This is a genomic window from Mycobacterium sp. IDUB_5, from assembly GCF_055419565.1.
Map to the genome: position 1 here is coordinate 713,605 of NZ_JBVAXX010000001.1, position 26,679 is coordinate 740,283.

Annotated in this window: 24 protein-coding genes; 12 read left to right on the forward strand and 12 right to left on the reverse strand. The window is 68.6% G+C overall.

Annotated elements, in window-relative coordinates:
• Positions 1–5: 5 nt before the first annotated feature.
• Positions 6–818 carry an SDR family NAD(P)-dependent oxidoreductase gene (locus ACZY1G_RS03480; RefSeq protein WP_463821606.1) on the forward strand — a complete coding sequence of 271 codons (813 nt, stop codon included), beginning with the start codon at positions 6–8 and terminating at the stop codon, positions 816–818.
• A gap of 19 nt (positions 819–837) precedes the next feature.
• Here ACZY1G_RS03480 and ACZY1G_RS03485 read toward each other — a convergent pair whose 3' ends face one another.
• Genes ACZY1G_RS03485 through ACZY1G_RS03495 form a run of 3 tightly spaced genes read right to left on the reverse strand, consistent with a single transcriptional unit; the run spans position 838 to position 4,090 of the window.
• Positions 838–1,437: a TetR/AcrR family transcriptional regulator gene (locus ACZY1G_RS03485; protein WP_463813638.1), complete on the reverse strand. Its 600-nt coding sequence runs from the start codon at positions 1,435–1,437 to the stop codon at positions 838–840.
• A complete protein-coding gene (locus tag ACZY1G_RS03490) occupies positions 1,434–2,288 on the reverse strand; it encodes an oxidoreductase (RefSeq protein ID WP_463821607.1) in 855 nt (284 codons plus the stop codon). Before ACZY1G_RS03490 ends, ACZY1G_RS03485 begins: the two co-directional genes overlap by 4 nt.
• A gap of 56 nt (positions 2,289–2,344) precedes the next feature.
• Complete coding sequence (locus tag ACZY1G_RS03495) at positions 2,345–4,090, reverse strand: N-acyl-D-amino-acid deacylase family protein (RefSeq protein WP_463813640.1); 1,746 nt, start codon at positions 4,088–4,090, stop codon at positions 2,345–2,347.
• 22 nt (positions 4,091–4,112) lie between these two features.
• Between ACZY1G_RS03495 and ACZY1G_RS03500 the strand changes: the two genes are divergently transcribed.
• A complete protein-coding gene (locus ACZY1G_RS03500; protein WP_463813641.1) occupies positions 4,113–4,517 on the forward strand; it encodes a VOC family protein in 405 nt (134 codons plus the stop codon).
• Here ACZY1G_RS03500 and ACZY1G_RS03505 read toward each other — a convergent pair.
• The 5 genes from ACZY1G_RS03505 to ACZY1G_RS03525 are packed head-to-tail and all read right to left on the reverse strand — an operon-like array spanning position 4,498 to position 9,070.
• Entirely contained in the window at positions 4,498–5,112 is a 615-nt protein-coding gene (locus ACZY1G_RS03505; RefSeq protein WP_463821608.1) for a class I SAM-dependent methyltransferase, read from the reverse strand. The two genes, ACZY1G_RS03500 and ACZY1G_RS03505, sit on opposite strands and share 20 nt — an antisense overlap.
• Positions 5,105–5,929: a glycosyltransferase family 2 protein gene (locus ACZY1G_RS03510; RefSeq protein WP_463814828.1), complete on the reverse strand. Its 825-nt coding sequence runs from the start codon at positions 5,927–5,929 to the stop codon at positions 5,105–5,107. The genes ACZY1G_RS03505 and ACZY1G_RS03510 overlap by 8 nt, the downstream gene beginning before the upstream one ends.
• Positions 5,930–5,931: 2 nt before the next feature.
• Positions 5,932–6,906, reverse strand: coding sequence for a glycosyltransferase (locus ACZY1G_RS03515; RefSeq protein WP_463813643.1), 975 nt, complete (start codon positions 6,904–6,906; stop codon positions 5,932–5,934).
• On the reverse strand, positions 6,903–8,021 hold the full coding sequence (locus ACZY1G_RS03520) for a glycosyltransferase (RefSeq protein ID WP_463813644.1): 1,119 nt from the start codon (positions 8,019–8,021) through the stop codon (positions 6,903–6,905). Before ACZY1G_RS03520 ends, ACZY1G_RS03515 begins: the two co-directional genes overlap by 4 nt.
• The gene (locus tag ACZY1G_RS03525) at positions 8,018–9,070 is read right to left on the reverse strand and encodes a glycosyltransferase (RefSeq protein ID WP_463821609.1); all 1,053 of its coding nucleotides are present in this window, start codon (positions 9,068–9,070) and stop codon (positions 8,018–8,020) included. The genes ACZY1G_RS03520 and ACZY1G_RS03525 overlap by 4 nt, the downstream gene beginning before the upstream one ends.
• A 93-nt stretch (positions 9,071–9,163) precedes the next feature.
• Here ACZY1G_RS03525 and ACZY1G_RS03530 point away from each other — a divergent pair, with 93 nt between their 5' ends.
• The 8 genes from ACZY1G_RS03530 (at position 9,164) to ACZY1G_RS03565 (ending at position 19,029) form a co-directional block, all read left to right on the forward strand.
• Entirely contained in the window at positions 9,164–10,078 is a 915-nt protein-coding gene (locus tag ACZY1G_RS03530) for a WcbI family polysaccharide biosynthesis putative acetyltransferase (protein WP_463813646.1), read from the forward strand.
• Entirely contained in the window at positions 10,075–11,034 is a 960-nt protein-coding gene (locus ACZY1G_RS03535; protein ID WP_463821610.1) for a glycosyltransferase, read from the forward strand. Before ACZY1G_RS03530 ends, ACZY1G_RS03535 begins: the two co-directional genes overlap by 4 nt.
• Positions 11,031–12,287 (forward strand): glycosyltransferase family 2 protein, encoded by a 1,257-nt coding sequence (locus tag ACZY1G_RS03540; protein ID WP_463821611.1) that lies wholly within the window; start codon positions 11,031–11,033, stop codon positions 12,285–12,287. Before ACZY1G_RS03535 ends, ACZY1G_RS03540 begins: the two co-directional genes overlap by 4 nt.
• A gap of 33 nt (positions 12,288–12,320) precedes the next feature.
• Positions 12,321–12,833, forward strand: coding sequence for a mycothiol transferase (locus ACZY1G_RS03545; protein WP_463813649.1), 513 nt, complete (start codon positions 12,321–12,323; stop codon positions 12,831–12,833).
• Between the two features lie 60 nt (positions 12,834–12,893).
• On the forward strand, positions 12,894–14,414 hold the full coding sequence (locus ACZY1G_RS03550) for an aldehyde dehydrogenase family protein (RefSeq protein WP_463821612.1): 1,521 nt from the start codon (positions 12,894–12,896) through the stop codon (positions 14,412–14,414).
• Between the two features lie 66 nt (positions 14,415–14,480).
• Positions 14,481–15,359 (forward strand): polyphosphate kinase 2, encoded by an 879-nt coding sequence (gene ppk2 / locus ACZY1G_RS03555; RefSeq protein WP_463821785.1) that lies wholly within the window; start codon positions 14,481–14,483, stop codon positions 15,357–15,359.
• A gap of 37 nt (positions 15,360–15,396) precedes the next feature.
• Positions 15,397–16,281 (forward strand): hypothetical protein, encoded by an 885-nt coding sequence (locus ACZY1G_RS03560; RefSeq protein WP_463821613.1) that lies wholly within the window; start codon positions 15,397–15,399, stop codon positions 16,279–16,281.
• A 231-nt stretch (positions 16,282–16,512) separates the two neighbouring features.
• Positions 16,513–19,029 carry a DEAD/DEAH box helicase gene (locus tag ACZY1G_RS03565; RefSeq protein WP_463813652.1) on the forward strand — a complete coding sequence of 839 codons (2,517 nt, stop codon included), beginning with the start codon at positions 16,513–16,515 and terminating at the stop codon, positions 19,027–19,029.
• On the opposite strand, the gene ACZY1G_RS03570 is transcribed toward ACZY1G_RS03565, so the two are convergent.
• Positions 19,026–19,592 (reverse strand): TetR/AcrR family transcriptional regulator, encoded by a 567-nt coding sequence (locus tag ACZY1G_RS03570; RefSeq protein WP_463813653.1) that lies wholly within the window; start codon positions 19,590–19,592, stop codon positions 19,026–19,028. The genes ACZY1G_RS03565 and ACZY1G_RS03570 overlap by 4 nt on opposite strands.
• Positions 19,593–19,718: 126 nt before the next feature.
• Between ACZY1G_RS03570 and ACZY1G_RS03575 the strand changes: the two genes are divergently transcribed.
• Positions 19,719–20,261 (forward strand): cupin domain-containing protein, encoded by a 543-nt coding sequence (locus tag ACZY1G_RS03575; RefSeq protein ID WP_463813654.1) that lies wholly within the window; start codon positions 19,719–19,721, stop codon positions 20,259–20,261.
• Positions 20,262–20,309: 48 nt separating this feature from the next.
• On the opposite strand, the gene ACZY1G_RS03580 is transcribed toward ACZY1G_RS03575, so the two are convergent.
• On the reverse strand, positions 20,310–22,286 hold the full coding sequence (locus ACZY1G_RS03580) for an MFS transporter (RefSeq protein ID WP_463821614.1): 1,977 nt from the start codon (positions 22,284–22,286) through the stop codon (positions 20,310–20,312).
• A gap of 11 nt (positions 22,287–22,297) precedes the next feature.
• Positions 22,298–24,196, reverse strand: a complete 1,899-nt coding sequence (locus tag ACZY1G_RS03585) for an aminotransferase class V-fold PLP-dependent enzyme (protein ID WP_463821615.1) — start codon at positions 24,194–24,196, stop codon at positions 22,298–22,300.
• A 79-nt stretch (positions 24,197–24,275) separates the two neighbouring features.
• Here ACZY1G_RS03585 and ACZY1G_RS03590 point away from each other — a divergent pair, with 79 nt between their 5' ends.
• Positions 24,276–25,784: an adenylate/guanylate cyclase domain-containing protein gene (locus ACZY1G_RS03590; RefSeq protein WP_463821616.1), complete on the forward strand. Its 1,509-nt coding sequence runs from the start codon at positions 24,276–24,278 to the stop codon at positions 25,782–25,784.
• Here ACZY1G_RS03590 and ACZY1G_RS03595 read toward each other — a convergent pair.
• Positions 25,781–26,677, reverse strand: a complete 897-nt coding sequence (locus ACZY1G_RS03595; protein WP_463821617.1) for a crotonase/enoyl-CoA hydratase family protein — start codon at positions 26,675–26,677, stop codon at positions 25,781–25,783. The genes ACZY1G_RS03590 and ACZY1G_RS03595 overlap by 4 nt on opposite strands.
• Between the last annotated feature and the right edge of the window lie 2 nt (positions 26,678–26,679).

A 26,679-nucleotide genomic window follows, 5' to 3' on the forward strand; every position in this document is an offset into this window, starting at 1 on the left:
AAGACATGGCCCTCCCCCGCCCGTCCGAGACCACTACCGCCGTCGTCACCGGAGCCTCCTCGGGCATCGGCGCCGACCTGGCCCGCGAACTGGCCGCCCGCGGGTACGGCCTGACCCTGGTCGCGCGCCGCGAGGACCGGTTGCGCGAACTCGCCGACGAACTGTCCGGCCCGGTTCGGGTCGAGGTCATCGGCTGCGATGTCGCCGACCCGGCCGCGCGCGCCGACCTGATGGACGAGGTCGCCCGTCGCGGCCTCACGATGGACATCCTGGTCAACAACGCCGGGATCGGCACCATCGGCCCGGTGGTCGAATCCGCGCCGGATGCCGAGATCCGTCAGGTGCGGGTCAACGTGGAGGCGGTGATCGATCTGACCACCCGTGCGGTGCAGCAGATGGTGCCGCGGGGCCGCGGGGCGATCCTCAATGTCGGCTCCACGGCCGGCTTCCAGCCGTTCCCCGGACAGTCGGGATACGCCGCGACGAAGGCGTTCGTGCGGTCCTACACCGACGGCGTGCGCGGTGAGCTGGCCGGCACCGGCGTCACCATCGGCGCCCTTCACCCGGGGCCGGTGCGCACCGAGTTCCTCGAGACCGCCGGCATGGACGAGCGGACGTTTGCTGCGGCGTTCCCCAAGTTCCTGTGGATCCCGTCGCGCACCGTCGCCAAGAAGGGGATCGAGGCACTCGAGAGCGGGCGCAGCGTGATCCCCGGCTGGCAGAACGAGATCCCCGCGCGGGTCTTCGAGGTCATGCCGCGCCGCCTGCTGCTACCCCTGCTGCGCAACCAGCATCCGGCGCTGAAGCGGTCGACCTAGCCGGGCCAGAGCCGCGGGATCAATCGCGTTGCGCTGTGCGCCACCAGATCTCGGTGCACGACAGCCGTGCGCGTTTCAGTTCGGCGGTGGAGACCCGGGAGGCCTGATAGAAGTTGCGCTCGATCATCCAGCACAGCGCCCGCGCCAGGGCCGACGCCTGGTCGGGCCGGCTGCCGGGCGGCACGCCGAGGTGTTCGAGGATCGCGGCGATCGCCTGGATGAACAGGTCCGCGGTGGAGTTCCACAGCGCATCGATCTCCGGGATGGTGGCGGCCAGATCGATCGCGGTGCGCATGACCACGCCGTGGTCGCACCACAGTTGCTCAGTACGTCGCATGGCGGCCTCGATGGCCGGCCTACCGCCGGCGGCGTCTTCGGCTGCCGCACGGGACTTCTCGTGCAGGATCGCCACGGTGCGGGCGAACAGCGCCGTGATCACCTCGGGTTTGGAGCCGAAGTAGAAGTACAGCGCGCCACGAGTGATCCCGGCGCCTTCGGCGATCTCGGCGATGGTCATCGCGTCGTAGCCGGTTGTCTCCAGCAGGCGTTCGGCCGCGTCGAGGATCGCGGTCTCCCGGAGATCGCCTTTGCGCGGTGCGTCGGATCGTCGTCGGGTCAATTGGCGGCGATCTGATGTCCGTCGGCGAAATCAGTGCTGCGCGAGAGGGTTTCCCACGTCTCGATATCGGCGTCGACCGCGCGTCGTCCCGCGGTCACCAGGCGCAGCGCGTCCGAGCCGAGCACCAGGTGTTTGGGCGGGGTGGAGGCGTCGACAATCGCCAGCACCGCGGCGGCCGCCTTCGCCGGGTTCCCGAGCTGGTTGCCGCTGGCCGCCAGCCGCGCCGTGCGGATCGGTTCGAACACTGCGTCGTAGTCGTCGATGGTGTGCTCGGCGCGCACCATCGAGCGGCCGGCCCAGTCGGTCCGGAAGGAGCCGGGTTCGATGGCGGTGACGTGGATGCCGAACGTCTCGACCTCCTTGCCGATGCTTTCCAGCAGACCTTCGAGGGCGTACTTGCTGGCGCAGTAGGCGGACAGCCCCGGCACCGTCATCAATCCGCCCATTGATGTCACCGCCATGATGTGCCCGCTGCGGCGCCGGCGCATCGACGGCAGGAGGGCCTGGACGGTGGCCGCGGCTCCGAAGACGTTGGTCTCGAACTGGGCGCGTAGCTGCGCCAACGGGGTCTCCTCGAAGACGCCCTCGAGGCCGTATCCCGCATTGGCGATCGCCACGTCGATCGGGCCGACAGAAGCTTCGACCTCGGCGACGGTGGCGAACACCGCGGGCTCGTCGGTGACGTCGAGGACGCGTCCGTGCGCTCGGCCCGGGGCCAGTTGCTCGAAGGGCGCCACATCGGCAAGCTGACGGACGGTTCCTACGACGGTGTGCCCGGCGTCCAGGGCGCCCACCGCGAACGCACGACCGAGGCCGCTGCTGACACCGGTGATGAAGAAGATCTTGGTCATGCCACCACCGTACGCACGAATCGACACGGCGTCGATTTTTCTACACGCAACGTCGACTAGCGCGGTGCCTGCCGCCGGCCCCGGATCAGCGTGCCCGGGCGGGCGTCGGTCGGCACGCCGTTCTCGGCGATCACCTCACCGGAGACGACGGTGGCGACGTAACCGTCGGCGCTCTGGTCGAGTCGGCGGCCGCCGGCCGGGAGGTCGGCGACGACGACGGGCCGATGCAGCCGCAGCCCGGCAGCGTCGATCACGTTCAGGTCGGCCTTGTAGCCGACGGCGATGCGGCCGCGATCGGCCAGGCCCGCCACCTCCGCCGGCGCCGAGGTGAGTTCGCGGACCGCGTCGGCCAGGGTCAATCGGCCCGTCGGTCGGTCCCGCACCCAGTGCGTCAGCATGTAGGTGGGAAAACTTGCGTCGCAGATCATTCCGTAGTGAGCGCCGCCGTCGCCGAGGCCGAGGACGACGTCGTCGCGGCGGATCAGCTCGGCGACGGTGTCGAGTGAGCCGTCGCGGAAGTTGGCCAGGGTCACCAGCAGCATGGCACGGCCGTCGTCGTCGAGCAGGCGGTCATAGGCTTCCTCGGCGGGGCTGACGCCGCGGACCTGCGCCCGGGCGCCGATCGAATCCGACTGTGAAGGTTCGTAATTGGGCGGATCACCCAGCGGGAACATGTAGTTCCACGCCTGTGCGGCGAACATCAGCGGATGCCCGTCGGCGGCCGGTCGATCATTCAAAATACGTTCGCGCACGTCGGGTTTCCGCATCTCGGCGACCCGTTCTGCGAGCGGCAGGTCCGCGATGGCCTGATACGACGGGTACATCACGAAGGGGTTGCCCGAGAGTTCCAGGCCGAGTACCAACCCGATCGGGCGCGGGAAGATCTGTGCGCTGATCCGGCCGCCGTCCCCGTTGGCCTTCTCCACCATGCGCAGCGCGTCGAGGTAGAACGGGTCACCGGCGTTGCCGATGGCGAGCGTGAACGTGACGGGCAGCCCGACGTCGGTGGCCACGTCGAACACGGTGCGCAGTGCCGGCTCGTAGTCACCGGCCATCAGGTCGGGGACGAACTGGATCAGACCGCCGCCCGCGTCGTCGACGCCGCGCGCGATCGCCTCGATCTCGGCATAGCCGGCGTCGTAACTCGGGATGGGGTGCCCGCTCTCGGATTTGTGCAGCGTCAGCCGCGACGACGCGAATCCGATCGCCCCGGCCTGCACGGCCTCGGCCGCCAGCTTGCGCATCATCGCCAGATCTTCGGGTGTGGCCGGTTCGCGGTCGACGCCGCGGCGGCCCATGACGTACACGCGCAGCGGAGAGTGCGGCAGGAATGCGGCCACGTCGATGTCGTGTGGCCGGGCCTCGACCGCGTCGAGGAACTCGGGGAAGGTCTCCCAGTGCCAGGGCAGCCCGTCGACCATGACGACGCCGGGGATGTCCTCGACGCCGGCCATCACGTCGACGAGGACATCGTGATCGGCCGGCCGGCACGGTGCGAAGCCCACGCCGCAGTTGCCCATCACCGCGGTGGTGACACCGTGCGCCGATGACGGGGTCAACCGATCCGACCAGATCGCCTGACCGTCGTAGTGGGTGTGCAGGTCGACGAACCCGGGCGTGACGAGCAGGCCGGTCGCGTCGATCTCCCGCGCCGCGGGTCCCTCGACGGTGCCCGCCTCTGTGCCGACCTCTGTGTTGATTTCGACGATGACGCCGTCCCTGACCGCCACGTCGGCGACGAACGGTTCGCCGCCCAGACCGTCGACCACGGTGCCGCCACGAACGATCAGGTCATATGTCATAGCTCGAATGTACGGTGATGGCGTGATCGACCACTTCGGAATCAACTGCGTGCACTGGGAAGAGTCGAAGTCGTTCTACGACAAGGTCCTCGGGGTACTCGGGTACACCAGGCAGATGGACATGGAGGTCGCCATCGGTTACGGCGCCGACGGTCATCCCTCGTTCTGGATCGGTGATGCGTCTGTCGGCGATGTGTCGGGCCCGAACCGCGAGATGCATCTCGCGTTCGTGGCGAAGGACGCCGAGGCGGTGCAGGCGTTCTACCGGACCGCGCTCTCGCTCGGGGCCGAGCCGCTGCACGAGCCGCGGATGTGGCCGGAGTACCACGACAACTACTACGGGGCGTTCGTGCGTGACCCCGAAGGCAACAACGTCGAGGCCGTGTTCCACGGCAACGGTCCGGCGGTCATCGGTCCGCCGGCTTGAGCCAGCGCCACTGGCCCTTGGACCACGGGTGTGCACCGTCGAGGGTGTCGGCGACGGCCTGCACCACCCCGGGCCACTGCCACTCGTCGTAGTCGTCGCCCGAGAGCCAGCCGCCGGGGCGGACCTTCGGCAGCCATGCGGTGATGTCGGCGCGCACGCTGTCGTAGTCGTGCCGGGCGTCGAGGTGGACCCAGGCCAGTGACTCGTCGGCGAACAGCTGGGCCGCTGCCACCGAATCGCTGATGAGGAGTTGCACCTGATCGGCGGCGCCGCAGGCGATGAGATTGCGGTGCAACAACCCGGCCAGCGTGCCGCCCCCGTGGCTGACCGCGGGCTCGTGGGCGTTGGTGCCGCCCCGGCCCTCGGGTCCGCTGCCGCGGGCGGTGTCGACGCCGACGATCACCAGGTCACGGTCGCGGGCGAGTTCGGCGAGTGAGCAGAGGCTGCGGCCCAGGTAGCAGCCGACCTCGACGATGCGGTCGCCGGGACCGAAGGTCGCGACGGCTTCCTCCTGCCCCGAGCGCCACTGGAACCACCCGGGGATGTCCTCCCAGGACCGCACCGGCTCGTCGAATCCGGCCATCGGATCAGGCATGTGTCGTCCTCTCGGTCATCTCGATCTGATCGCCCCGTCGCGTGATCAGGCCGTCGCGTTCGAACGCGTCCAGCCATCCCGCCATCGGCCACCGCCCCCACCGCCTGCGGAAGACCCGCGCGTTCGCGATGATCTCCGCGACGTGTTCGACGGGCGGATCGGAGACCGGGTGGTGCTGGTGGTACGCGTGCGCGCCGCCCACCCAGATCAACGGAATACCCAGTGCCGCAGCAGAAGACGCGACATCGGTGTCCTCCCCGCCGTAGCCCACGTAGTCCTCGCAGAAGCCGCCGAGGCGAGCCCAGGTGCCCGAGGAGCAGGCGAACGACAGTGACCAGAAGAGGTCGTGGTTCGGTTCGGGCTGCAGCACGCCCGGGGGCGGCGCCGGCCGTGCGGGATGCGGATCGGTGAGCTCGTCGAGCCGGTCGAGCGAATAGCCGCCGGGGGAGGGCGGCAGGTACGTGACGGGCCCGCAGAGCAGTGCCGGCCGGTCGACGCGCGGGTGCGCCGCGAGGTACCGGCCGATCAGGTCGCGGCCGGGGATGCAGTCGACATCGAGGAAGATCAGCAGCTCGGCGCCGCGGTCGAGCGCTGCCCGGGCGCCGATGTTGCGGGCCCTCGCGAGCGGGAGCGCCGCAGGATCAGCGGCGCATTCGACGACGTGGGCGTGGGGGCCGGCCAGCGTGGCGACTACCGGGTCGGCCATCGCGACCACGATGCGGTCGTGCGGCGCGGGAAGGCATTGCGCCAACCCCGCCTCCTGGGCCTCGACGTGTGCGTGACGGCCGTGGACGATCGTGATCACCGCTGCCCGCAGGCTCACGCGGCGATCACCTGCGCGGCGCGCGCGGCTGCACCGCGCACCTGAAGTCGCGACCACGCCGACCGGTCCAGCGCGAACGTGGCAGTGAGAAGGGCCGGCCAGCGGTCGGATGTGGGCCACTCGGTCGCGTCAACGGTCAGCCCGGCGCGCACCAACGCTTCTGCGGTGGCGTGCTGTTCGGCGAAGGGACGGTGCTGGGGGATCACGATCACCGCGGCGTCGGTGAGCGCGACGTCGGCGACCGCGTTCTGCCCCGCGTGGGTGATCACGACGTCGGCCGCGTCCAGAACCGGCCACGGGTCGTCGACCCACCCGGAGGCGCCCAGCGCGATCCACCGGTACTGCGGGAGTGCTGCGCGGAGCTGGTCGACGGCATCTGCGGGGCGATCGTCGCCACCGGCGCCACCGAGCAGGACTCCTGTCCCGGCGCCCGACCCGGCGCTGTGTCCTCGATGCTCGAACTGGCTGATGGATCCGACGAAGTGGGTGCGGTCGGCGTGCTCACGAAGCCACGGCGGCCGGTAGACGTCGGAGGACCACGGCGCGACGATCTGGTCGGCGATGTCGTAGGCGAGCCGGTGTGCGGGATCGGTGCGTTCGCCGGGCATCGCCATCACGGTGACGGGAATACCGGCGAGCCGACCGAGCATCGCGATCTCCACAGACACGTCGACGACGAGGCGCCGCAGGCCGGCATCTGCGGCGACCTGGAGCAGATCGGCGGAGCGCCGTGCGAGACCTGGCACATGTGTTGGCGCCCAATGCAATCGGCCGTGGCTCTCGGGGTCGACGGGAATCTCGCCGTCTGCGGGGACGTCGAGGGGGAGCTGCACCCAGTGGTCCTGGGCGCGCATCTGCGCGGGGCGGGGCAACGAGGAGAAGAACGTCACGGGTTCGTCCAGATGGGCGCAGATCGACCGTGCCCGGGCCGCGTGGCCGCGGCCGTGGTGGTGCACGTAATAGCCGATCACGCCGAAACACCTTCCATCGCCGAGATTCCCGGTGTGTACAACAGTTGCCGGTACTGGTCGAGGTAGTGCGACACCATCACTTCGTGCGAGCAGAATCGCTCGGCGCGGGCGCGCGCGTCACTCCTTCGCAGCGTCATCGCCTCCAGCAGTGCCCGGCTCAACCCGTCGATGTCGCCCGCTGCGGCGAGTCGCCCGCACGATCCGTCGAGGATCTCGGGGATGCCGCCGCGCGCGAACGCCGCGACGGGCGTTCCGGCAGCCAGAGCCTCGGCGACGACACGGCCGTACGGCTCGTCCCAGTGCGGGGTCACCAGCGCCACCGCCGCGCCGCCGACGAGCGCGTTCAGGTCGTCACGGCGCAGGTGGCCGTCGTAGACGGCGCCGCTGGAGTCGCCGCCCAGGAGGGGACGTACCGCGGCGTCGAAGTAGGCGGTGTCCCCGATCGGCCCGGCGATGCGTAGCGGGATGCCCGCTGCGCGCGCCGCGGCGATGGCCGAGGTGACGCCTTTTTCTGGCACCAGCCGACCCGTCCACACGGCGTAGCCACCGCCAGGCCCCACCGGGCGGTGCGTCATGTCCACGCCGTTGAGGATGACCGGGATCGGACCGCTGATCGGATTCCATTGCCGTGCAGTGAATTCACTGACTGCCACGAAGCTGCTGGCCACCCCTCCGGGGAGCGCGACCGCTTGCTCCTGCCATTTGAGTGGAGGGGTGTGCAGCGTCGTCAGCATCGGCGCGTCGACGGTGTGTGCCATGGCCAGCGGAAGGTAGTGCGGGCTGTGGTTGTGGATCACGTCGAACGAGCCGAGTTCTGCCCGGCCGAGGCTCACCATGACCGACAGGTAGGCATGGGTCTCTGCCACCACCCATTCCGGTGTCGTGGGATCGAGGCGCCGGGTGTGCTCGCTCATGTGCAGGGTGCGCAGCGGTACGACATTCCACGGCAGACCCATGTCGGAGCCCGGCGCGGCGAACACCGTGACGGAGTGGCCCGCATCGGTGAGGCCGTGCGCGAGTTCGAACACGAACGCTTCGAGTCCGCCGGCGAACGGTTGCCGTACCGGGTAGCGCGTCGAGGCAAGCAGGGCGATACGGAGTGGGCGGGCGTTCATGCGGTTCTCGCGGTCTCGCCAAGGCGCCGGTACAGCTGTGTGGTGTCCCGTCGCACCCGGTCGCGTTCGGAGGCCCGCACGCGCCGGCGGGCCAGATCGTCAGCGCGCCCGCGGGCGTGCGCTACCGCGTCGTCGACGGCTGTGAGCAGGCTGGCCTCGTCGAACCGGCCGGTGCCGAATCCGAAGGTGGCACAGGGCTGTTGCTCGTGGAAGTGCCCGCAGTCGGGGACCACGGGGATGACGCCGGTGTCGTGGCACGCCTCGACCCAGCCGGAGTGTGTGCCGAACCGATAGGGCAACACCAGTATGTCGATGTCGTGCAGGTAGTCGACGAGTTCGTCGTCGGTGAACGGCGGATGTATCCGGACATCGACACCGCGTTCTCGGTAGGCGGAGAGCCGCGCGGCCAGCTGCGCGTCGGCCCGCGAGGAGGTCAAAGCGTTCTCGTCTAGGTCGAGGCGCAGCGAAACACGCTGTGCTGCAACGAGTGTGTTCATCACAGGCCACGGATCGATGTTGGCGCGCAGGAATTTGGCGTGCACGGCGACGACGGGCCGGGTGCGCTGCGCGCGTGGTGACCCGACCTGCTCGATCGGCACCACGTGCGGGTGCGGCAGCACCGCCGCCGTGACGCCCCAGCTGTCGCGGATGTGGCGCGCAGCACCGTCGGTGAGCGTGATGACCGCGTCAGCTCGGTGCACCAGGGCGGCGAGTTTGGCGAGGTGGCCGGTCTGGTCGTCCAGGTGCGGATTGGCCAGGTCGTGCACGGTGACCACGAGCGGCACGGCATGCGCCGCGAGCACGTCGGCGACGGCAACCAGGTCGTCGCGCGCGATGCTCTCGAAGCCGAAATGCACATGCAGAACATCGATCTCGGTGATCCGGGCGAGGACGTACCGAGGATCGAGCCATTGCGGCGGCCACCACTGTCCAGGTTGGCTCGCGCCCGGTGGAACCGGATCGGGCAGCAACGTCACAACCGTGGCGTCGACGACGGCAGAGATGTACGGGTGTGCAGCCGGTACGGAGGCAACACGAATGGGAGTCACACAATCCTTTCGACAGGGCGTTTTGTCTCGCCGCTGTCTCGACGAATTGCTGTGACAGGTATACCACGCAAAAGCGACACGTAACCTCGCGGAGTGAACTTCTTCAACCCGCCCGAAAAGCGGTCACCGCGAGACGAGCCGCTGTGGTTGGTTGTCGGAAACTGCCAGGCAGAAGCGCTGCGCCGGGTGCTCGCCAATGTGCCCGAACAGCCCTGTCGAACGGTCCGCATTCCTCCGGTTCACGAACTGACACAACGGGATCTGCCGCACCTCGACGACCTCCTCGGACAGGCTGCCGTGCTGCTCAGCCAGCCGATCCGGCCCGACTACCGGGACCTGCCGGTGGGAACGCGCCAACTCGTCGAGCGACTGAATCCGGCTGCCCGGGTCGTGCGCTGGCCGGTGATCCGCTACGCCGGGTTGTACCCCTTCCAGGTCATCGTGCGCCGTCCCGCCGACCGGTCGCTGACGCCGCCGGTGGTGCCGTATCACGACCTGCGGACCATCGCGGCGGCGCGCGCGGGGCACCGCCCCGACGATCCGTGGGACGTCGACGTCAGCGCCGATCAGATCCGGGCGGTGGCCGCCATCAGCCGAGACGAGCTGGCGATGCGCGAAGCCAGGGACTGTGACGTCGGTATCTCAGATCTGTTGGCGGGCTTCGGTGTCGACGCAGCGCACACGATCAACCACCCCGGCAATGCAGTGCTGACAGCGCTGGCCCAACGCATCTTCGACCACCTGGACGTGGCCGCGACCGCGACGCCCGTCGACACCGTCCTGCTGAGCTCGGTGACCGCGCCGCTCGAGGCACGGGTCCTCGACGCGCTGGGAGTCCCCGGGACGCCGCGGCCCGCCTGGTGTCAGCACGGCACCACCATCGCTGCCCACGACGTTCACACCGCACAGCTGCGGTGGTACGAGGACAACCGCGACTTCTGTGATCTGGCGGTCCAGCGTCACGGAAACGTCATGGAATCACTTGGCTTTCTCCCGAGGCCCGCGTGACGGTGACGCAGCTTCTCGTCGGTCCACGTCATCACGGCGTGGTCCGGTTCGGGCTCGCGCTACCCCTGCGGCAGGTGTGGTCGCCGGATGTCGCGGGCACGCCGCGCACTCTCCCCGACAGTGGTGTGCATCTGCAGTTCACCGACCGACTCTTCGGGGACAGCCCCGATGCTGCGGCGCGCGCCGTCGCGTCGATCGCTCACCGCACCCGCCTCACCGTCACCCTGCACGACCTGCCCCAACCCTCCGACGGTCGTAGCGCCGAGAGGCGCGCGGCGTGCTACGCCGACGTCTGCGCACGGTCGGCCGGTGTGGCGGTGTGCAGTGAGCACGAGCGAGACCTGTTGCGGGACATCGGTGTCGATGTGTCGGGCGTGGCCGTGATTCCGCTGCCGATCGCGCAGCCCGCGCCCGTTTACTGCCGCCCCGCGGGGGTACGCGCCGTGGGTGTGTTCGGTTTCCTGTATCCCGGCAAGGGGCACGAGGAGGTGATGGCGGCCTGTGCTGATCTGCCGTCCGACGTCGAGATCCATGCGATCGGGGAACCCTCGACAGGACACGACGATCTGGTGCACGACCTCGCGGCCCGGGCCGACGAGCAGGGCCGGCGGTTTCACATCACCGGACACGTGGACGACCAGCAACTGACCGAGACGCTGCAGCGGGTCACGGTGCCCGTCGTCGCACACACCCATGTCTCGGCCTCCGGTTCACTCGGCTCGTGGCTGTCAGCGGCGCGCCGCCCGGTGGTCGCTACGAACCGCTACACCCGCGAGGTCGCCGACCGCAATCCCGGCATGCTCACGCTGTATCCACCGCACGGACTGCGCCAAGCCATCAGGTGTGCTCTCGACGACCCCCAATCCACCTGGCTGGCACAGGGATCGGTGCCACGTCCGACACCGGAGGACACCGCCGGCGCCTACCAGGCCTTCCTCGACAGGTGGCACCGGTGACGACCATCGCTGTGGTCGTGCCGTTCTACGACCAGCAGGACGATCTCGACCGGCTGCTCGCGGCCCTCGAGCTGCAGGACTATCCCTCACATCTGATCGAGGTCGTCGTCGCCGACGACGGCTCCCCGGTGCCGCCCGATGTCTCGTCGACGTCGTTGCGCTGCGGCGTGGTCCGGCAGCCCGACCTGGGTTTCCGGGCCGCCGCGGCGCGCAACCTGGGTGCGGCCGCCACCGACGGCGAGATCCTGTGCTTCCTCGACGCGGACACCGTGCCGGAACCCGGCTACCTGCGGCATGTTTCGCGGCTGCCGTCGGAGCTTCCGCACGCGTTGGTCGTCGGTCGGCGCCGCCATGCCGACTTCGACGGGTGGGCGGCGGCGGACGTGGCCCGGTGGTGGGCGGGGGAGCGTAGCCCGCTGGTGCTCGACGAGCCGCGCTGGCTCACCGACGCCTACGCACGCACCCGGGATCTCGCGACCGCTGACCACACCGCCTACCGGTACGTCATCAGCTCCGTGATGTGTTGCAGCAGAGAGCTGTTCGACTACTGCGGAGGTTTCGACGAGTCGTTCGACTCCTACGGTGGCGAGGACTGGGAGTTCGCCCACCGGGCCGTGGTCTGCGGTGCGGTGCTCCACCACGCGCGCGACGCGGTGGCCTGGCACAACGGCCCGGACTGGGCGGGTCGTGAGGTGCCGGACCGGGCGGCCGCCAAGAACGCCGAGGCGCTCGCGCTGGCCAGGTTGATCACCGATCCGGCGGCGCGCACGCACGGCCTTCGCTACGAGATCCCTTTCATCGCAGTAGAACTCGATGGCGATGGCCACGGTTTGGGTTCGCTGGTGACCACACTCGGCGGCTTCCTCACCCACGACGTGGGTATCTGGGTCACCGGCGCGGGCGCGGAGTCGCTCTGCGGCCGGGCCCGTCTGGAGGACGCCCGCATCCGCATCGGTCCGGTGCCTGAGGACATCCGCCGCCGGACCCGATTCGTGGTCACCGTGACGGGCCGGCCCGTGCTGTCCGCGTACGGCGTCGCCGACCTCGTCGACGCCTGCGACCAGCCGGATGTCGGCGAGGTACACGTGAGCGAAGGCGCCGCGACCGTGGTGTGCCGGGCGTCGTGGGCGCTGCATCGGAAGGCGCGGTGGGCGCGAGGCGGGCACCACGCGACTCTCGGAGCAACGCACCACTTCTCCGGCGAGGCATTCGGGATGACCGACGGTGACGCCGAACCCGACCTGTCCTGGTGACCACCTGTCCGGGGGCGGGCGTAGTTTGGCGACATGGCTGACATCGACGCTGCCCGCGAGCTGCTGCGTGACTCGTTCACCCGTCTGATCGAGCACGCCGACGATCTGACCGACGGTCTGACCGACGAGGTGGCCTACTACCGGCCGACGCCGGAGGCGAACACCATCACGTGGCTGCTGTGGCACAGCGCGCGGATCCAGGACGCCCAGCTGTGTGACATCGCGGGCATCGACCAGGTGTGGTTCCGCGAGGGCTGGGTGGACCGGTTCGCGCTCGACCTCCCGCGCGACGCCCACGGCTACGGCCACACCCCCGACGACGTAGCCAAGGTGCGCGCGTCGGCGGGCCTGCTCTCCGGCTATTACCACGCGGTCCACCGCGAGAGCCTGGCCTATGTCGCGTCGGTGTCGAGCGAGGACTTGGCCCGGGTGATCGACAAGCGCTGGACGCCGCCGGTGACGGCGAGCGCGCGCCTGGTCAGCATCATCGACGACGCCGCCCAGCACCTCGGGCAGGCTGCGTACATCCGGGGCATCGCCGCCTGAACTTGACACCTGTCAACCCCGCGTGCGACGTGCGTCACACCGCTCGTTAGAGTGGGGGACATGACCGCGACTTCCGACGTCACGCCCTTCACCGGGACCGGCACGATCACCAACCCCGCCACCGGCGCACTGGCTGGTCAGGTCCGCTGGACCGAGGCCACCGACGTGCCCCGCATCGCTGCCGCCCTGCGTGAGGCGCAGCGCGAATGGGAGGCCCGCGGCGCTGCCGGGCGGGCCAAGGTCCTGGCCCGCTACGGCGTGTGGCTGGGCCGCCACCGCGCCGAGATCGAAGAGCTGCTGATCGCCGAGACCGGAAAATCAGCGACGGACGCCGCGCAAGAAGTGCCGCTGATCCTGATGATCCTGTCGTACTACGTGCGCACTATGGAGAAGGCGCTCGCGCCGGACCCCCGGCCGGCGGCGCTGCCGTTCCTGTCCATCAAGAAGATCGAGGTGCACTACCGGCCCCGCCCGGTCGTCGGGATCATCGCGCCGTGGAACTACCCCGTCGCCAACGCGCTGATGGACGCCATCGGTGCGCTCGCCGCAGGCTGCGCCGTGCTGCTCAAGCCCTCCGAGCGCACTCCGCTGACCGCCGAACTGCTGTTGCGCGGGTGGCTCGACTCCGGCGCGCCGGACGTGCTGGCCCTGGCGCAGGGGGCTCGTGAGGTGTCCGAGGCCGTCGTCGACGTCAGCGATTACATCCAGTTCACCGGCTCCAGCGCCACCGGTGCCAAGGTGGCCGAGCGGGCCGCCCGCCGGCTGGTCCCCGTGAGCCTGGAGCTCGGCGGCAAGGACCCGATGATCGTGCTCGAGGATGCCGACATCGAGTTGGCCGCCCACGCCGCGGTGTGGGGGGCGATGTTCAACGCAGGACAGACCTGCGTGTCCGTCGAGCGGGTGTACGTGCTCGAGCCCGTCTACGACCAATTCGTCGACGCGGTGGTCCGCGACGTGAAGAACCTGCAGATGGGGGCCGGTGAAGGGCACCACTTCGGCGCGATGATCGACGACAGCCAGGTCGCCGTCACCGAACGTCACGTCGCCGACGCGCTGGCCAAGGGTGCGCGGGCGCTGACCGGCGGCAAGCGCCGGCCCGGTCCCGGCAGCTTCTACGAGCCCACCGTGCTGGTCGACGTCGACCACTCGATGGCGGCCATGACGGAGGAGACCTTCGGTCCGACCCTGCCGATCATGAAGGTCTCGTCGGTGGCCGAAGCGGTCCGACTGGCCAACGACAGCCCCTACGGACTGTCCGCCGCAGTGTTCTCCCGCGACGTCGAACGCGCCAAAGAGGTTGCCCTGCAACTGGACTGCGGCGGCGTCAACATCAACGACGTGATCTCCAACCTGATGTGCACCACCGCCCCGATGGGTGGCTGGAAGACCTCGGGGATCGGCGCCCGGTTCGGTGGCCCAGAGGGGCTGCGCAAGTACTGCCGCATCGAGACCGTGGTCAGCCCCCGTACCGCCGTCGGCGCCGGAGGCAACTACTACAACAACTCCCAGCGCGCGCTCAAGCGGATGAACACGATGATGACCAAGCTGGCGCTGATCCGGCCCAAGCGCATGGCCAAATAGTCCACCGGCTGTTCACCTCGTCGTCACCGGCTCGACTGTGGCGCTGGTTAGCGTCGGCCGGTGACTCTGGACAGCTCCCGCCATTCGGTCGTCTCCGACGACGCCGGCTACGACGTGATCGACGACGACGATGACGATCCTGTGTTGATACTGCGCCCCAGCGGCGAGATCGTCGACACCTGGCGCGAGAACTACCCGTACGACGAGCGCATGTCGCGTGCGCAGTACGAGGAGCAGAAGCGGTTGCTGCAGATCGAACTGCTGAAGCTGCAGAAGTGGAGTCAGGCACACGGTCACCGGCACGTGATCGTCTTCGAGGGCCGCGACGCCGCGGGCAAGGGCGGCACGATCAAGCGTTTCATGGAGCATCTCAACCCGCGCGGCGCCCGCGTCGTCGCGTTGGAGAAGCCCACGGAGAAGGAACAGACGCAGTGGTACTTCCAGCGCTACGTCACCCACCTGCCCGCCGCCGGGGAGATCGTGCTGTTCGACCGCTCCTGGTACAACCGCGCCGGCGTCGAACGCGTGATGGGCTATTGCTCGCCCAAGCAGCACGCCGAGTTCATCCGGCAGGCCCCGCTGTTCGAGCAGATGCTGGTCAACGACGGCATCAGCCTGACCAAGCTGTGGTTCTCGGTCACCCAGTCCGAGCAGCGCACCCGCTTCACGATCCGGCAGGTCGATCCGGTGCGGCAGTGGAAGCTCTCGCCCACCGATCTGGCGTCACTGGACAAGTGGGACGACTACACCTCGGCCAAAGAGGACATGTTCGCTTGGACCGACACCGAGATCGCCCCGTGGGCGGTCGTCAAGAGCAACGACAAGAAGCGCGCCCGCATCAACGCCATGCGCTACGTGCTGAGTAAATTCGACTACGACAACAAGGACCACGAGGTGGTCGGCCGGCCCGACCCGCTGATCGTGGGACGCGCGCTGGGCGACTGAAACATTCCACGAGGCGTCCCGACAGGAAGGACGCCCGGTGCGTTTTCTCGCCACGCTGCTGCTGTGGCTCCTGACCACGCTCGCGCTGGCGGTCGCTGTCCCGGCCGGATGGGCGCAGCGCGACATCGTCGACGAGGACGGGTACGCCGCGCTGGCGGCCCGCGCGGCCGGCGACTCCCGGCTGCAGGACGCGATGGCCGGCGAGCTGACCACCCAGATCATCGCGCTGGGCAGCGAGAACGGTTATCAGCTCAACCCGCAGCTGGTCCGCGCGGTCGCCGACACCTACACCCGCAACTCCGGCTTCCCCGGCCAGTTCGCCCAGGCCAATCGGATCGCACACCGGTGGATGTTCACGGGCGCGGTGCCCGAGGGCAATTCGACCGACCGGTGGCTGATCGACATCGCGCCGATGCTGTCGGACCCCTCGTTCCATGCGACGCTGGGCAGCCTCGACCTCGCGGTGCCCCCGACGCTGACGGTGCCCATCACCGTCGAATCGCCGGATCTGCGCCCGGGCAAGCTGCGGCCGCTGGCCACCTGGGGTCCGTGGGCGAGTATCGGCGCCGCGGTCCTGACGGGCCTGCTGGCGCTGCTGACCTTGGCGGCTGCCCGGTCGCGCGGGCGGGCGCTGTGCGCACTCGGTGTCTCGGCACTGCTGGTCGGCGCCGCCGGCTGGGCGGGCATCGAGATGGGTCGGCGCTTCGTCGCCGCGGCGGTCAACCGCACCACCGGCGACATCCGCACAGTGGCCGAGGTGATGGTGCGCACCGCCGAGGGCAGCGCGCACCACTGGCTCAACATCACCCTGCTCGCCGGCATCGGGCTCGTCGTCGTCGGCGTCCTGGGCGCGACCGCGGGTGCCGCGCTGCGCCGGCCTAGAGGTGGTCCATCATCCTCGACATCGCAGCCTTCTCGATGAAGTCCTGATGGTGCGGACGATGGTGCACGTCCCAGTCTGACCTGACGTGTTTCGGGTGCTTGGCTCGCCAGGTCGTCAGTGCCGTTGTCGGGTGCGGCATGTGGATCGTCATCGGAGTCCCCCTTCGTTCGACAATCTGTAGAGAATCGTCGCCCGCGTCAACGACGCCGTTGTCAGTGGTGCGGTACTGCATTCCGGGTCAATTCACCGATCGGGCACTCTGGTGTCACGATGACAACTGCCCGACCGCTGCTGGTGCCCACCGCGGGCGCCGATCCCGACGACCTCTTCGCCTCGTTCGCTGCCTGGGCTGAGGCCGCAGGCACCCCGCTGTATCCCGCGCAGGAGGAGGCGCTGATCGAGTTCGTCAGCGGCGCGAATGTCGTGCTGGCCACCCCCACCGGGTCGGGCAAGTCCCTCGTCGCGACCGGGGCGCAATACGCCGCCCTGGCGGCCGGGCGGCGCAGCTACTACACCGCTCCGATCAAAGCTCTGGTGAGCGAGAAGTTCTTCACTCTGTGCGGTGTCTTCGGGGCGGAGAACGTCGGCATGCTCACCGGTGACGCCGCGGTCAACGCGCAGGCACCGATCATCGTGTGCACGGCAGAGGTGTTGGCGAACACGGCGCTGCGGGAAGGCGCCGGCTCTGACATCGGCGTGGTCGTGATGGACGAGTTCCATTTCTACGGCGACCCCGACCGCGGCTGGGCCTGGCAGGTGCCGCTACTGGAACTGCCTGCCGCACAGTTCCTTCTGATGTCGGCGACGCTGGGTGACGTGACGTTCCTGCGGGAGGATCTGACGCGGCGCACCGGCCGGCCGACGGCTCTGGTCGCTCACGCCGAACGTCCTGTGCCGCTGTTCTATTCGTATGCGACGACGCCGATGCACGAGACCGTCGGTGACCTGCTCGACACCCGCCAGGCGCCGATCTACATCGTGCACTTCACCCAGGCGTCGGCGCTGGAGCGCGCGCAGGCGCTGATGAGCGTCAACGTCAGCACCAAGGCCGAAAAGGCCGCGATCGCCGAAATGATCGGTTCCTTCCGCTTTTCGACGGCGTTCGGTACCACGCTGTCGCGACTTGTGCGCCACGGCATCGGCGTGCACCATGCCGGCATGCTGCCCAAGTACCGGCGGCTGGTCGAACAGCTCGCTCAGGCCGGCCTGCTGAAGATCATCTGCGGCACCGACACCCTGGGCGTCGGCATCAACGTGCCGATCCGCACGGTGGTGTTCACCGCGCTGTCGAAGTACGACGGCACCCGCACCCGGTTGCTGACCGCGCGTGAGTTCCACCAGATCGCCGGGCGCGCGGGCCGAGCGGGATACGACACCGCGGGCACCGTGGTGGTGCAGGCGCCCGATCACGAGGTGGAGAACCTCAAGCAGTTCGCCAAGGTGGCCGACGATCCTAAGAAGCGACGGAAATTGGTGCGGCGCAAGGTGCCCGAGGGCATGGTGCCGTGGAGCGAGAAGACGATGACCCGTCTCGTCGAGGCTGCCCCCGAGCCGCTCACGAGCAACATGCGGGTGTTCACCGCGATGATCCTCGACGTCGTCGACCGCCCGGGCAACCCGTTCGAGGCGATGCGCCGGCTCCTCACCGACAACCACGAGCCGCGCAAGCGACAGCTACGGCTGATCCGCGAGGCGGTGGGCATCGCACGGTCCCTGCTGCAGGCCGGTGTGATCGAGCGGATGCCGGTGCCCGATGCCGACGGCCGCGGCTACCGGCTGACCGTCGACCTGCCGCGCGACTTCGCGCTGAACCAGCCGTTGTCCACGTTCGCGCTGGCCGCCATCGACGTGCTCGACGCTGACGCGGAAAGCTATGCGCGCGATGTGGTCTCGGTGATCGAAGCGACGCTCGAGGATCCCCGGCAGATCCTGGCCGCGCAGCTGAAGAAGGCCAGGGGCGAGGCGGTCGCGGCGATGAAAGCCGATGGGATCGAATACGAGGAACGTATCGAACTGCTCGACGACGTCACCTACCCCAAACCGCTCGACGAATTGCTGACCGGGGTGTACGAGATCTACCTGCAGACCAACCCGTGGGCGGCCGACGGGGTGCTGTCGCCGAAGTCGGTGGTGCGCGAAATGTGGGAGGGCGCCTTCACATTCCGCGAGTACATCAGCCTCTACGGATTGACGCGCTCGGAGGGGGCCGTGCTGAGATACCTCTCCGATGCGGTCAAGGCGCTGCGTTCCGGTGTGCCCGCCGCGGCCCGCACCGAGGAACTGACCGACATCACCGAATGGCTCGCCGAGCTTGTGCGACAGGTGGATTCGAGCCTGCTCGACGAGTGGGAGCAGCTCACCAGCCCCGACCAACCGCTGGATGCGCCGGTCTCGGTGCCGGTGCGGCCGCGGCCGGTGACGGGCAACGAGCGGGCGTTCACCGCGATGGTCCGCAACGCGCTGTTCCGTCGCGTCGAACTGTTCGCCCGGGAACGCTGGGATGAGTTGGGCGCGTTGGACAGTGGCTCGGGATGGACGGCGCAGCGGTGGCGAGAGATCGGGGACGACTACTACGACGAGCACGCCGACGTCGGGACCGGCCCGAATGCGCGCGGGCCGGCGCTGCTGCTCATCGAGCGGGGCGCCGACGTGTGGCGGGTGCGGCAGATCCTCGACGACCCGGCCGGTGACCACGACTGGGGCATCGACGGGGAAGTGGATCTCGGCATGAGCGACGAGGAGGGCGTGGCGGTGCTGCGCGTACTCGACGTGGGTCGAATGGACTAGCGGGGCGCCGCCATCGCCTCGAGGCTCGACATCGCGGTGTCGACCGTCGTCGCCAGGTCGGCGTCGTCGTCGGCCGCCAGCCACCGCTGGTAGGCGGTCCGGAACACCTGCAGTCCCACCCGAGCGGCGAGTTGCGCGGTGGTGGAATCGATTCCGCGCTGATGCAATGCCTCACCCACCGCGTCGGCCGTCTCGTCCTGTTTGATCAGCTCTCGTTCGAGAAGCTCGGGGTTCGCCGCGATCATCGCGTCCCGCCGCCGCAGGACCTCGCGCGTGCCCAATGCCAGCCAGTCGAACTCCGCCAGCGCCCGAATCACCGCATGTAGTGGCTGCTCGACGTCAGCCGCGTCGAGGATTCTCTGGACCAGCGCCGCGCTCAACAGTTCCGCATCGGCGAACACCACGTCCTGCTTGTCGGAGAAGTGGCGGAAGAACGTGCGGGTGGTGACGCGGGCCCGCTCCGCGATCTGCACGGCGCTGGTGTGCTGGAAGCCCTGCTCGTCGAACAGCTGCAGCCCGGCCTGCTTCAACCGCTCTTTGCTGCCGTGTTCCCAGCGAGGCACGCGACGATGCTACCGCGGCGATGACCTGGCGTGACAACGCACTGATGTCACGCCGCGACATCAGGTGATACCGTGATGTCATGCCGCGACATCAGCGTCCGCGGCACTACACGATCGGACGATCTGATGACCGAAGAACGCTCCACCACCGTCCTGGGACGGGCAGGCGAATCGCCTGCGTACTGGTATCGCGGAACCCTGTGGAACGTGCTGATGTCCGCCAATGAGACCCTCGGCGAGTTCACTCTGCTGGACCAGACGATTCCCGCCGGGGCCGGGCCGCCTGCGCACGTTCACGAACGCCAAGCCGAGGGCTTCTACGTGCTGTCCGGCGAACTCGAGATGACAGTGGGTCCGCAGTCGCGCATCGTCCGCGCCGGACCGGGCGTTGCGGTGTGGGTGCCGAAAGCCACCAGGCACGCCTTCCGGGTGGTGTCCGACGAGGACGCGCGAGTGTTGAACTTCTACACCCCCGGCGGTTTCGACGACCACCTCCCGTTCTACGGTGTGCCCGCTACAGCCCAGACCCTTCCGCCGGATGATCTCGGGGTCTCAGTGCTGGACCGGGAGCGGGTAGGGACTTCAGCACGACAGCGCGAGGCGTACCTGCAACGCCTCGCCGACATCGCCGAAGGCACCTGGGACTTCTCGGACGAGCCAGAGTCATGAAACGCCGGCACCGCGGTGGCAGCTCGTCGTCACCGTGAGGCGATACAGCTAGGACTCGATGATGTTGTCGAGGTTGGGTTCTCGCGGTCTGTCGCGCTGCTCGACCGCGGTGCGTAGTCGGTCGGCCGGGATCTGCAGCAGCACAGTTCCCGGCATGGCCGTCGCAGTCGCCGAACGCACGCTGCCCGGCCGGAGCGCGGTCCGCTCGCCGAACAGCATGCCCGGACCGAGCCTGCGGACGACCGCATCGGCCTGCTGCGCCTCCACCTGCCCGGACACGACGAGGAAGGCATCGCCTGCCTGCTCACCCTCATGGAAGACGACGGAGCGTTGGTCGTAGCGGCGAGTGTGTGCCTCAGAGGCCAGGGTGTCGACTGTGCGGGCGGGGACACCGGCCAGCAGCGGCACATGGGCCAGCGCGGCTTTCGGTGTGTCAGCCGCGTCGGGCAAGAACTCCGCGCGTTCCTCCGAAGCCGCATCGATCACCTGACCCGTCGCGGGGAAGCCCGACAGAATCGTGAGAAATGCGCTGCCCGGCAACGTCCACAATCGGCACGCAGTGGTAGCGCGCACAGTGGCGGTGCGGGGAGTGTCGGCGAGAAGCGCGAGCTCGCCGAAGAAGTCGTCGGGCCCGAGGGTCCGCACGTGTCGGCCGCTGACGAACACGTCGAGGTGGCCCGCTTCCACCATGTAGAAGCTGTCGCCGAATTCGCCCTGATACGTGACCACCTCGTCCTCGGAAACGTCGATGCTGCCGACCTGAGTGGCCAGTCGATCACGCAGCGAGTTCGGCAGCGGCGCGAACAGCGCGATGTCGGCCAGCGCGTCGATGCGTTCCCGCGCGATCGCCACGTCGGCATCGGTTTTCAGCACGGACCATGCGAGCAGTACGGTGCCCGCCGCGATGGCGATCGCGAGCACATACAGACTCGTGCTGAGCGACCAGCGGTCGATCAGGTAGGCCGTCACCCAGACACCCGCGGCGATGGCGAGGCAGACGAGTCCCTCCAGCGTGCCGAGCACTCGGCCGCTCGCCGACAGTGGCACGAGGCACTGGATCTGGATCTGGCTGACAGTGGCGACCAGTGCTCCGCCCGCCCCGATGGCCACACACGAGGCGACGACGACCACCGCCTGCGGCACCGCGGCCAGCACCCCGAGACCGACAGCGGTCATCAGAGTCGCGATCACGAACGCTGGCCCCAGCCGGCGCTTCCCGATGGCGCCGAGGGCCAGACCAGCCAGCAGACCGCCGGCAGCAATGCTCGCGAGGAGCATGCCCGGGCCGGCTTCTCCCCAACCCAGTGTCTCGATGGCGAGCGGCACGACGAAGACATCGCCCGCGCCCATCGCGACCGACCCCATCACGGTGATCAAGGCCACCGCGCGCACTCGGCGTCCCGACACCGACCGAATGCCGCTGACGACGTCGGCGAACGCATGGCGAAGGCCCGAATCGGGAATCGTCGGGGCGAGGTCGGGCGCGTCCACGCGCACTGCCAGCACGGCGATGGTGGCACCACAGGCCAGGACCGCGGCGGCCGACACGGCCACGGGCGGCGACGTGACAGCCAGCAACAGGCCGCCGGCAATCGGACCGACGAGGACACCGACGTTCTCGGCTGTGCTCAGCCACGCATACGCCCGGACGAGTTCTTCAGGGCGCGTGGTGATCGAGGGCAACAACGCCGCACTGGTCGGCCGGACGAAGAGACTCGCGATGCCCTCGATGACGGCCGCCGCCACGAGGACGGCGACCGAGGGAAAGTAAGCGGCCGAGAATATCGTGAAAATGATTGCACACGAGCGTAATCCGAGCATGACCGCAAGGACGCGCTCACGGCGATATCGGTCGATCACGTAACCGACGGCGGGACCGAGGATCCCGGCCGGCAGGACCGAGGCCACGCCGATGGCCCCGATCGCGGCCACCCCGCCCAGCGAGAACGCGAACACCGTGGCGATCGAGTACCACATCCATTCGGCCGTGGAGCCGAGGAGCCGGCTGACGATCAGCAAGCTCACCGGGCGGGGCATCAGGTGCGCCGGAGGCGCACGTCGATGGCGCTGGTGATGCGGTCGTGGAGGGCCGGCAACCGCGACAGGACTGCGAACGCGTGTTGCGGAACGACGAGAAGCCGTAGCTGTGATGTCGCGATCACGTCGGCCAGGCGCGGATAGCCGAATCCGCCGCCCCAGTCCGATGCGGCGAGTTCGCCGAAGAAGTCGCCGGTGCCCAGCGTGCGGACGACTTCGGCTCCGACCACCACGTCGACTGTGCCGTCGAGGATGACATAGAAGTCGCGATCGCCGTCCCAGCGACGCACGACGTGCTCGCCGGGCGCAGCCGTGCGTTCATGGCAGGTGGCGGCCAGGTAGTCGAGCGTCGATTCGTCCACGTCAGCGAGCAGTGTCAGGGCCGCCAACTCGCCGGTGTCGAACGTCGCGGTTTCGCCCCATGAGACCGGCACCGCCGGGTAGCGCTCGACGGCCGGTGGCAGGCTGTCGGCGCTGGTATCAGGGATGTGAACCTCACACTGCTCCAGCCACGACAGGACCCCGTGCACGTCGGCCGGTCCTGAGGTGTGGTTGAGCACGCAGAGGCGGATCGCATAGCGTCCCTGGATTCGCGTCGAGGACACGAGACCGTACCCGGATTCGTCCAGTGCCCGCACCAAGCTCGCGTTCATCGCATCGAGCCGCGCTTCGTCGTCGACCCCGGCGAAGCGGCGCCGGAAGCAGACGATGCCCAGCTGTGCGGGTCGAAGCACTTCGAGTTCGGCGCTGGCCTCGATGTGGTGCTGTGCGGCGATCGCGAGGTCGAGCGCTCTGTCGATCGTGGCGCGAAACGCATCGAGACCGAAGTACCGGATCGACATCCAGATCTTGAATGCGCGCGCCATCCGGCTGAGCTGCAGGCCGAGGTCGGCGAAGTTGACCTCGCCGGCCGACACCTCCGCATCCTTGAGATAGTCCGGTGTCATCTCGAATGCCCGCCGCAGGCGTGCGCCGTCGCGCACGAGGACCGCGCCGCATTCGAAGGGCTGGTAGAGCCACTTGTGCGGGTCGAGCGTGACCGAGTCGGCTCTTTCGATGCCTGCCAAAGCCTTTCGGCCCCGTTCCGTGAGCGCGGCGAATCCGCCGTAGGCAGCGTCGACGTGCATCCACATGCCGTGCCGAGCGCAGATGTCGGCGATGTCGTGCAGTGGGTCGACACTGCCGCTGTTGGTGGCACCGGCAGCGGCGGAGACGAAGATGGGCCGGCGCCCTGCCGCGATGTCGGCGGCGACCGCACCGGCGAGTGCATCCGAGCGCATCGCCTGACCGTCGTCGACGGGAATGACCCGCAGTTGATCCGGACGAAAGCCGAGCGTCCGCCCGGCGCGCGCCAGCGAAGAATGCGCCTGATCCGACACGTACGCGACGAGGTCGTCGGCCATGGCGCCGACGATGTGTTCGCGTGCTGCCGCGAGAGCGGTCATGTTCGCCGCCGAGCCACCACTGACGAGCACACCGGAGGTGGTCTCGGGAAGGCCGAGCCAGTCGGCGAACCACCGCAGCACTGTGAGCTCGACCTGGCTGGGCCCCGCCGATTCCATCCAGGCGCCGCAGTAGGCGTTCACCCCGGCGGCGAGGAAGTCACCCAGCGCCGAGGGCCACGTCCCGTTGGACGGGATGAACGCGAAGTAGCGCGGGTGCTCGCTGCGCGACATGAACGGCAGCACATTCGTGCCGAGATCGCGCAGGATCGTGTCGAAGGTCTCCGGGCCAGCGGGAGCGGCGGTGGGAATCCGGTCGGCCATCTCGGTCGGGGTGGCACGCCGCAGAGCCGGAACATCCACTGCGGTCAGGTGATCGACCAGGAAATCGACCATGGCATAACCCTGGTTACGCATCGAGTCGGCGTCGACGAACAACGGGTCGTCGGGGCTCATCGGGCCAACCGTACCGACGCGAACGCGCCCTGATGGCTATTTCGCCGATACGGGCACATGGGCTGTTTACGCTCGGCGAATGGGGAGGTTCTGGGAGTGGTTGTGGGACAGGTACGGGCGGCACTACACGTGGGCGATCATCGTGGCGGGAATCCCCTTCATCATTCCCGCCTACTCCCTGTTCGTCGTCCTCATACTCGCGTTCGAGAACTCTCACCGCTATGACCAGGCCGTCGCGGTCGCCGTGGTGGCCGCCGTCGTGGTGCAGGCCTCGACGACCCTGTACGGACGGCGTTGGTTGCGTCCCGTCGAACGATGGGCGGCAGGCGAGACCATCGACCGCGCGGCCGCGCTGGAGGGCACCTACGTCTATGTGCGGAAAATCATGCCTCGCCTCGTCGGCGGTACCGCGCTGTGGAATGCAGCCATGGGCGGGGCGGTGGGCGTCATCGCCGGAGCCCCCACGGGGCGAATCGCGCAATATGCCTTCCTCGGTGCATGTTTCGGAGTGGCCGGACCACTGATCACCGGGCGTGGAACGTTCGAAGCCGCGATGCGACCGCTCCGCACGGCGCTCGCTGGCGAGTCCGACATCGGTGATGCGATGCCGCGGTCGCGACCGACATTCGCGTCCTATGCCACCGTGAGCCTCGTTGCCGCGATATTCCAATTCACGATGGGCGGCGCGATGCTGGCCTCCGTCGTCTCGCGGGCTGCCGACGTCCCGGCCCTGTCCGCGGTGTTCGCGATGCTGATCGCGCTTCTCTACGGAATCCCCCTCGCGGTCGGCAGCGGACTGGCTCCGCGGTTGCGTCCGATCCGCGATCTCGCGCTCGGCGCGGATCGAGTGGCGGCCGGCGATTACAGCCGGCGGCTGCCGGTGGCCCAGGATGACGACCTCGGTGCGCTGGTGGGTTCGTTCAACCGCATGCAGGCGGGTCTGATCGAGCGGCAACGGCTTGCGGGTGCTTTCGGTGCTTATGTCGACCCGGCGTTGACCTCGCGGCTGCTCGAACAGGGCGACGACGTGTTCACCGGTGAGCGGCGCGTGGTAAGCGTGATGTTCCTCGACGTACGGGATTTCACCCCGTTCGCCGAGGCGAACAGCGCCGAGGACACAGTGGCCCGGCTCAACGATCTCTTCGGCATCGTAGTGCCCGAGGTGGTGGACGCCGGGGGGCACGTGAACAAGTTCATGGGCGATGGAGCCATGGCCGTCTTCGGCGCACCCAACATCCTCGACCACCATGCCGACGCCGCACTTGCTGCAGCTGTGTCGATCCAAGAGCGCGTCCATGCGCGCTTCGCCGGCGAGGTGCGCATCGGAATCGGCATCAACACCGGCGAGGTGATCGCCGGAACGATCGGTACAGCAGGTCATCTCGAGTTCGCGGTGATCGGTGACACGACGAACGTGGCCGCGCGGGTGGAACAGCTGACCAAGGCCACGGGGGACACCATCTTGCTCACCGGGCATTGTGTCGAGGCGCTGAAGTCTCCACCGGAGGGTCTCAGGGACCGGGGTGAGCACGCCCTCAAGGGTAAGACCGCCTCCACGCGTGTCTACGGATTGTCGGAGCTCGACTAGGGCTCGATCACGTTGTCCGGATTGGGTTTCCGGTCATCGGGCGCCTGGCTGTAGTCGCCCCACGGCCCGTCGCGCTGCTCCACGGCGGTGCGCACGCCGTCGCGCTCGGCGGTGTCGACGAAACGCAGCGCATCGGGGGTGTTGCGCATCAGCCCGTCGAGGATGCCGCCGAGGGTCTGCGTCGACGCCAACCCCATGTTCTCGTAGGCCTGGTTGACGATCAGCTTCTGGGCCTGCAGCTGTGACAGCGGAATCGTCGCGAGCCGGGCCGCGATCTCGGCCACGCGCGCTTCGAGCCGCTCGAACGGCACCGACTCGTTGATCAATTCGACTGCCGCGGCTTCCTTTCCGGTCAGTGGCTCACCGGTGAGCGCATGCCACTTCACCTTCGCCAGACTCAGCCGGTAGAGCCACATCCCGGTCAGATAAGCGCCCCACATCCGGGCGTACGGGGTCCCGATCACCGCGTCGTCGCTGGCGATCACCAGATCCGCGCACAGCGCGTAATCGCTCGCGCCTCCGACGCACCAGCCGTGCACCTGCGCGATCACCGGCTTGGATGCCCGCCAGATCGCCATGAACTTGTGTGTCGGGCCGGTCTCCCGGGAGCTGACCATCGCGAAGTCCTTGCCGGGGTCCCACCGCCCGTCGGTGTTCATCGCCTCGCCCCAGTGGTCGAAGCCACCGCCGAAGTCGTAGCCGCCCGAGAACGCTCGCCCCGCCCCGCGCAGCACGATCACCTTGACGGCCGGATCCCGTTCAGCCAGGCCGATGGCGGCCTCGATCTCGTCGGGCATCGGCGGCACGATCGTGTTGAGCCGTTCAGGGCGGTTCAGCGTGATGGTCGCGACGGGCGGTTCGGCGCGGTAGAGGACCGTCTGGAACTGGCTCATCT

What these genes read in the sequence shown, in the direction of transcription:
- ACZY1G_RS03480 (WP_463821606.1), top strand. Translation starts at nt 6, where the DNA reads ATGGCCCTCCCCCGCCCGTCCGAGACCACTACCGCCGTCGTCACCGGA.
- ACZY1G_RS03490 (WP_463821607.1), bottom strand. Translation starts at nt 2,288, where the DNA reads ATGACCAAGATCTTCTTCATCACCGGTGTCAGCAGCGGCCTCGGTCGT.
- ACZY1G_RS03495 (WP_463813640.1), bottom strand. Translation starts at nt 4,090, where the DNA reads ATGACATATGACCTGATCGTTCGTGGCGGCACCGTGGTCGACGGTCTG.
- ACZY1G_RS03505 (WP_463821608.1), bottom strand. Translation starts at nt 5,112, where the DNA reads ATGCCTGATCCGATGGCCGGATTCGACGAGCCGGTGCGGTCCTGGGAG.
- ACZY1G_RS03520 (WP_463813644.1), bottom strand. Translation starts at nt 8,021, where the DNA reads ATGAACGCCCGCCCACTCCGTATCGCCCTGCTTGCCTCGACGCGCTAC.
- ACZY1G_RS03545 (WP_463813649.1), top strand. Translation starts at nt 12,321, where the DNA reads ATGGCTGACATCGACGCTGCCCGCGAGCTGCTGCGTGACTCGTTCACC.
- ACZY1G_RS03550 (WP_463821612.1), top strand. Translation starts at nt 12,894, where the DNA reads ATGACCGCGACTTCCGACGTCACGCCCTTCACCGGGACCGGCACGATC.
- ACZY1G_RS03565 (WP_463813652.1), top strand. Translation starts at nt 16,513, where the DNA reads ATGACAACTGCCCGACCGCTGCTGGTGCCCACCGCGGGCGCCGATCCC.
- ACZY1G_RS03575 (WP_463813654.1), top strand. Translation starts at nt 19,719, where the DNA reads ATGACCGAAGAACGCTCCACCACCGTCCTGGGACGGGCAGGCGAATCG.
- ACZY1G_RS03585 (WP_463821615.1), bottom strand. Translation starts at nt 24,196, where the DNA reads ATGAGCCCCGACGACCCGTTGTTCGTCGACGCCGACTCGATGCGTAAC.
- ACZY1G_RS03590 (WP_463821616.1), top strand. Translation starts at nt 24,276, where the DNA reads ATGGGGAGGTTCTGGGAGTGGTTGTGGGACAGGTACGGGCGGCACTAC.
- ACZY1G_RS03595 (WP_463821617.1), bottom strand. Translation starts at nt 26,677, where the DNA reads ATGAGCCAGTTCCAGACGGTCCTCTACCGCGCCGAACCGCCCGTCGCG.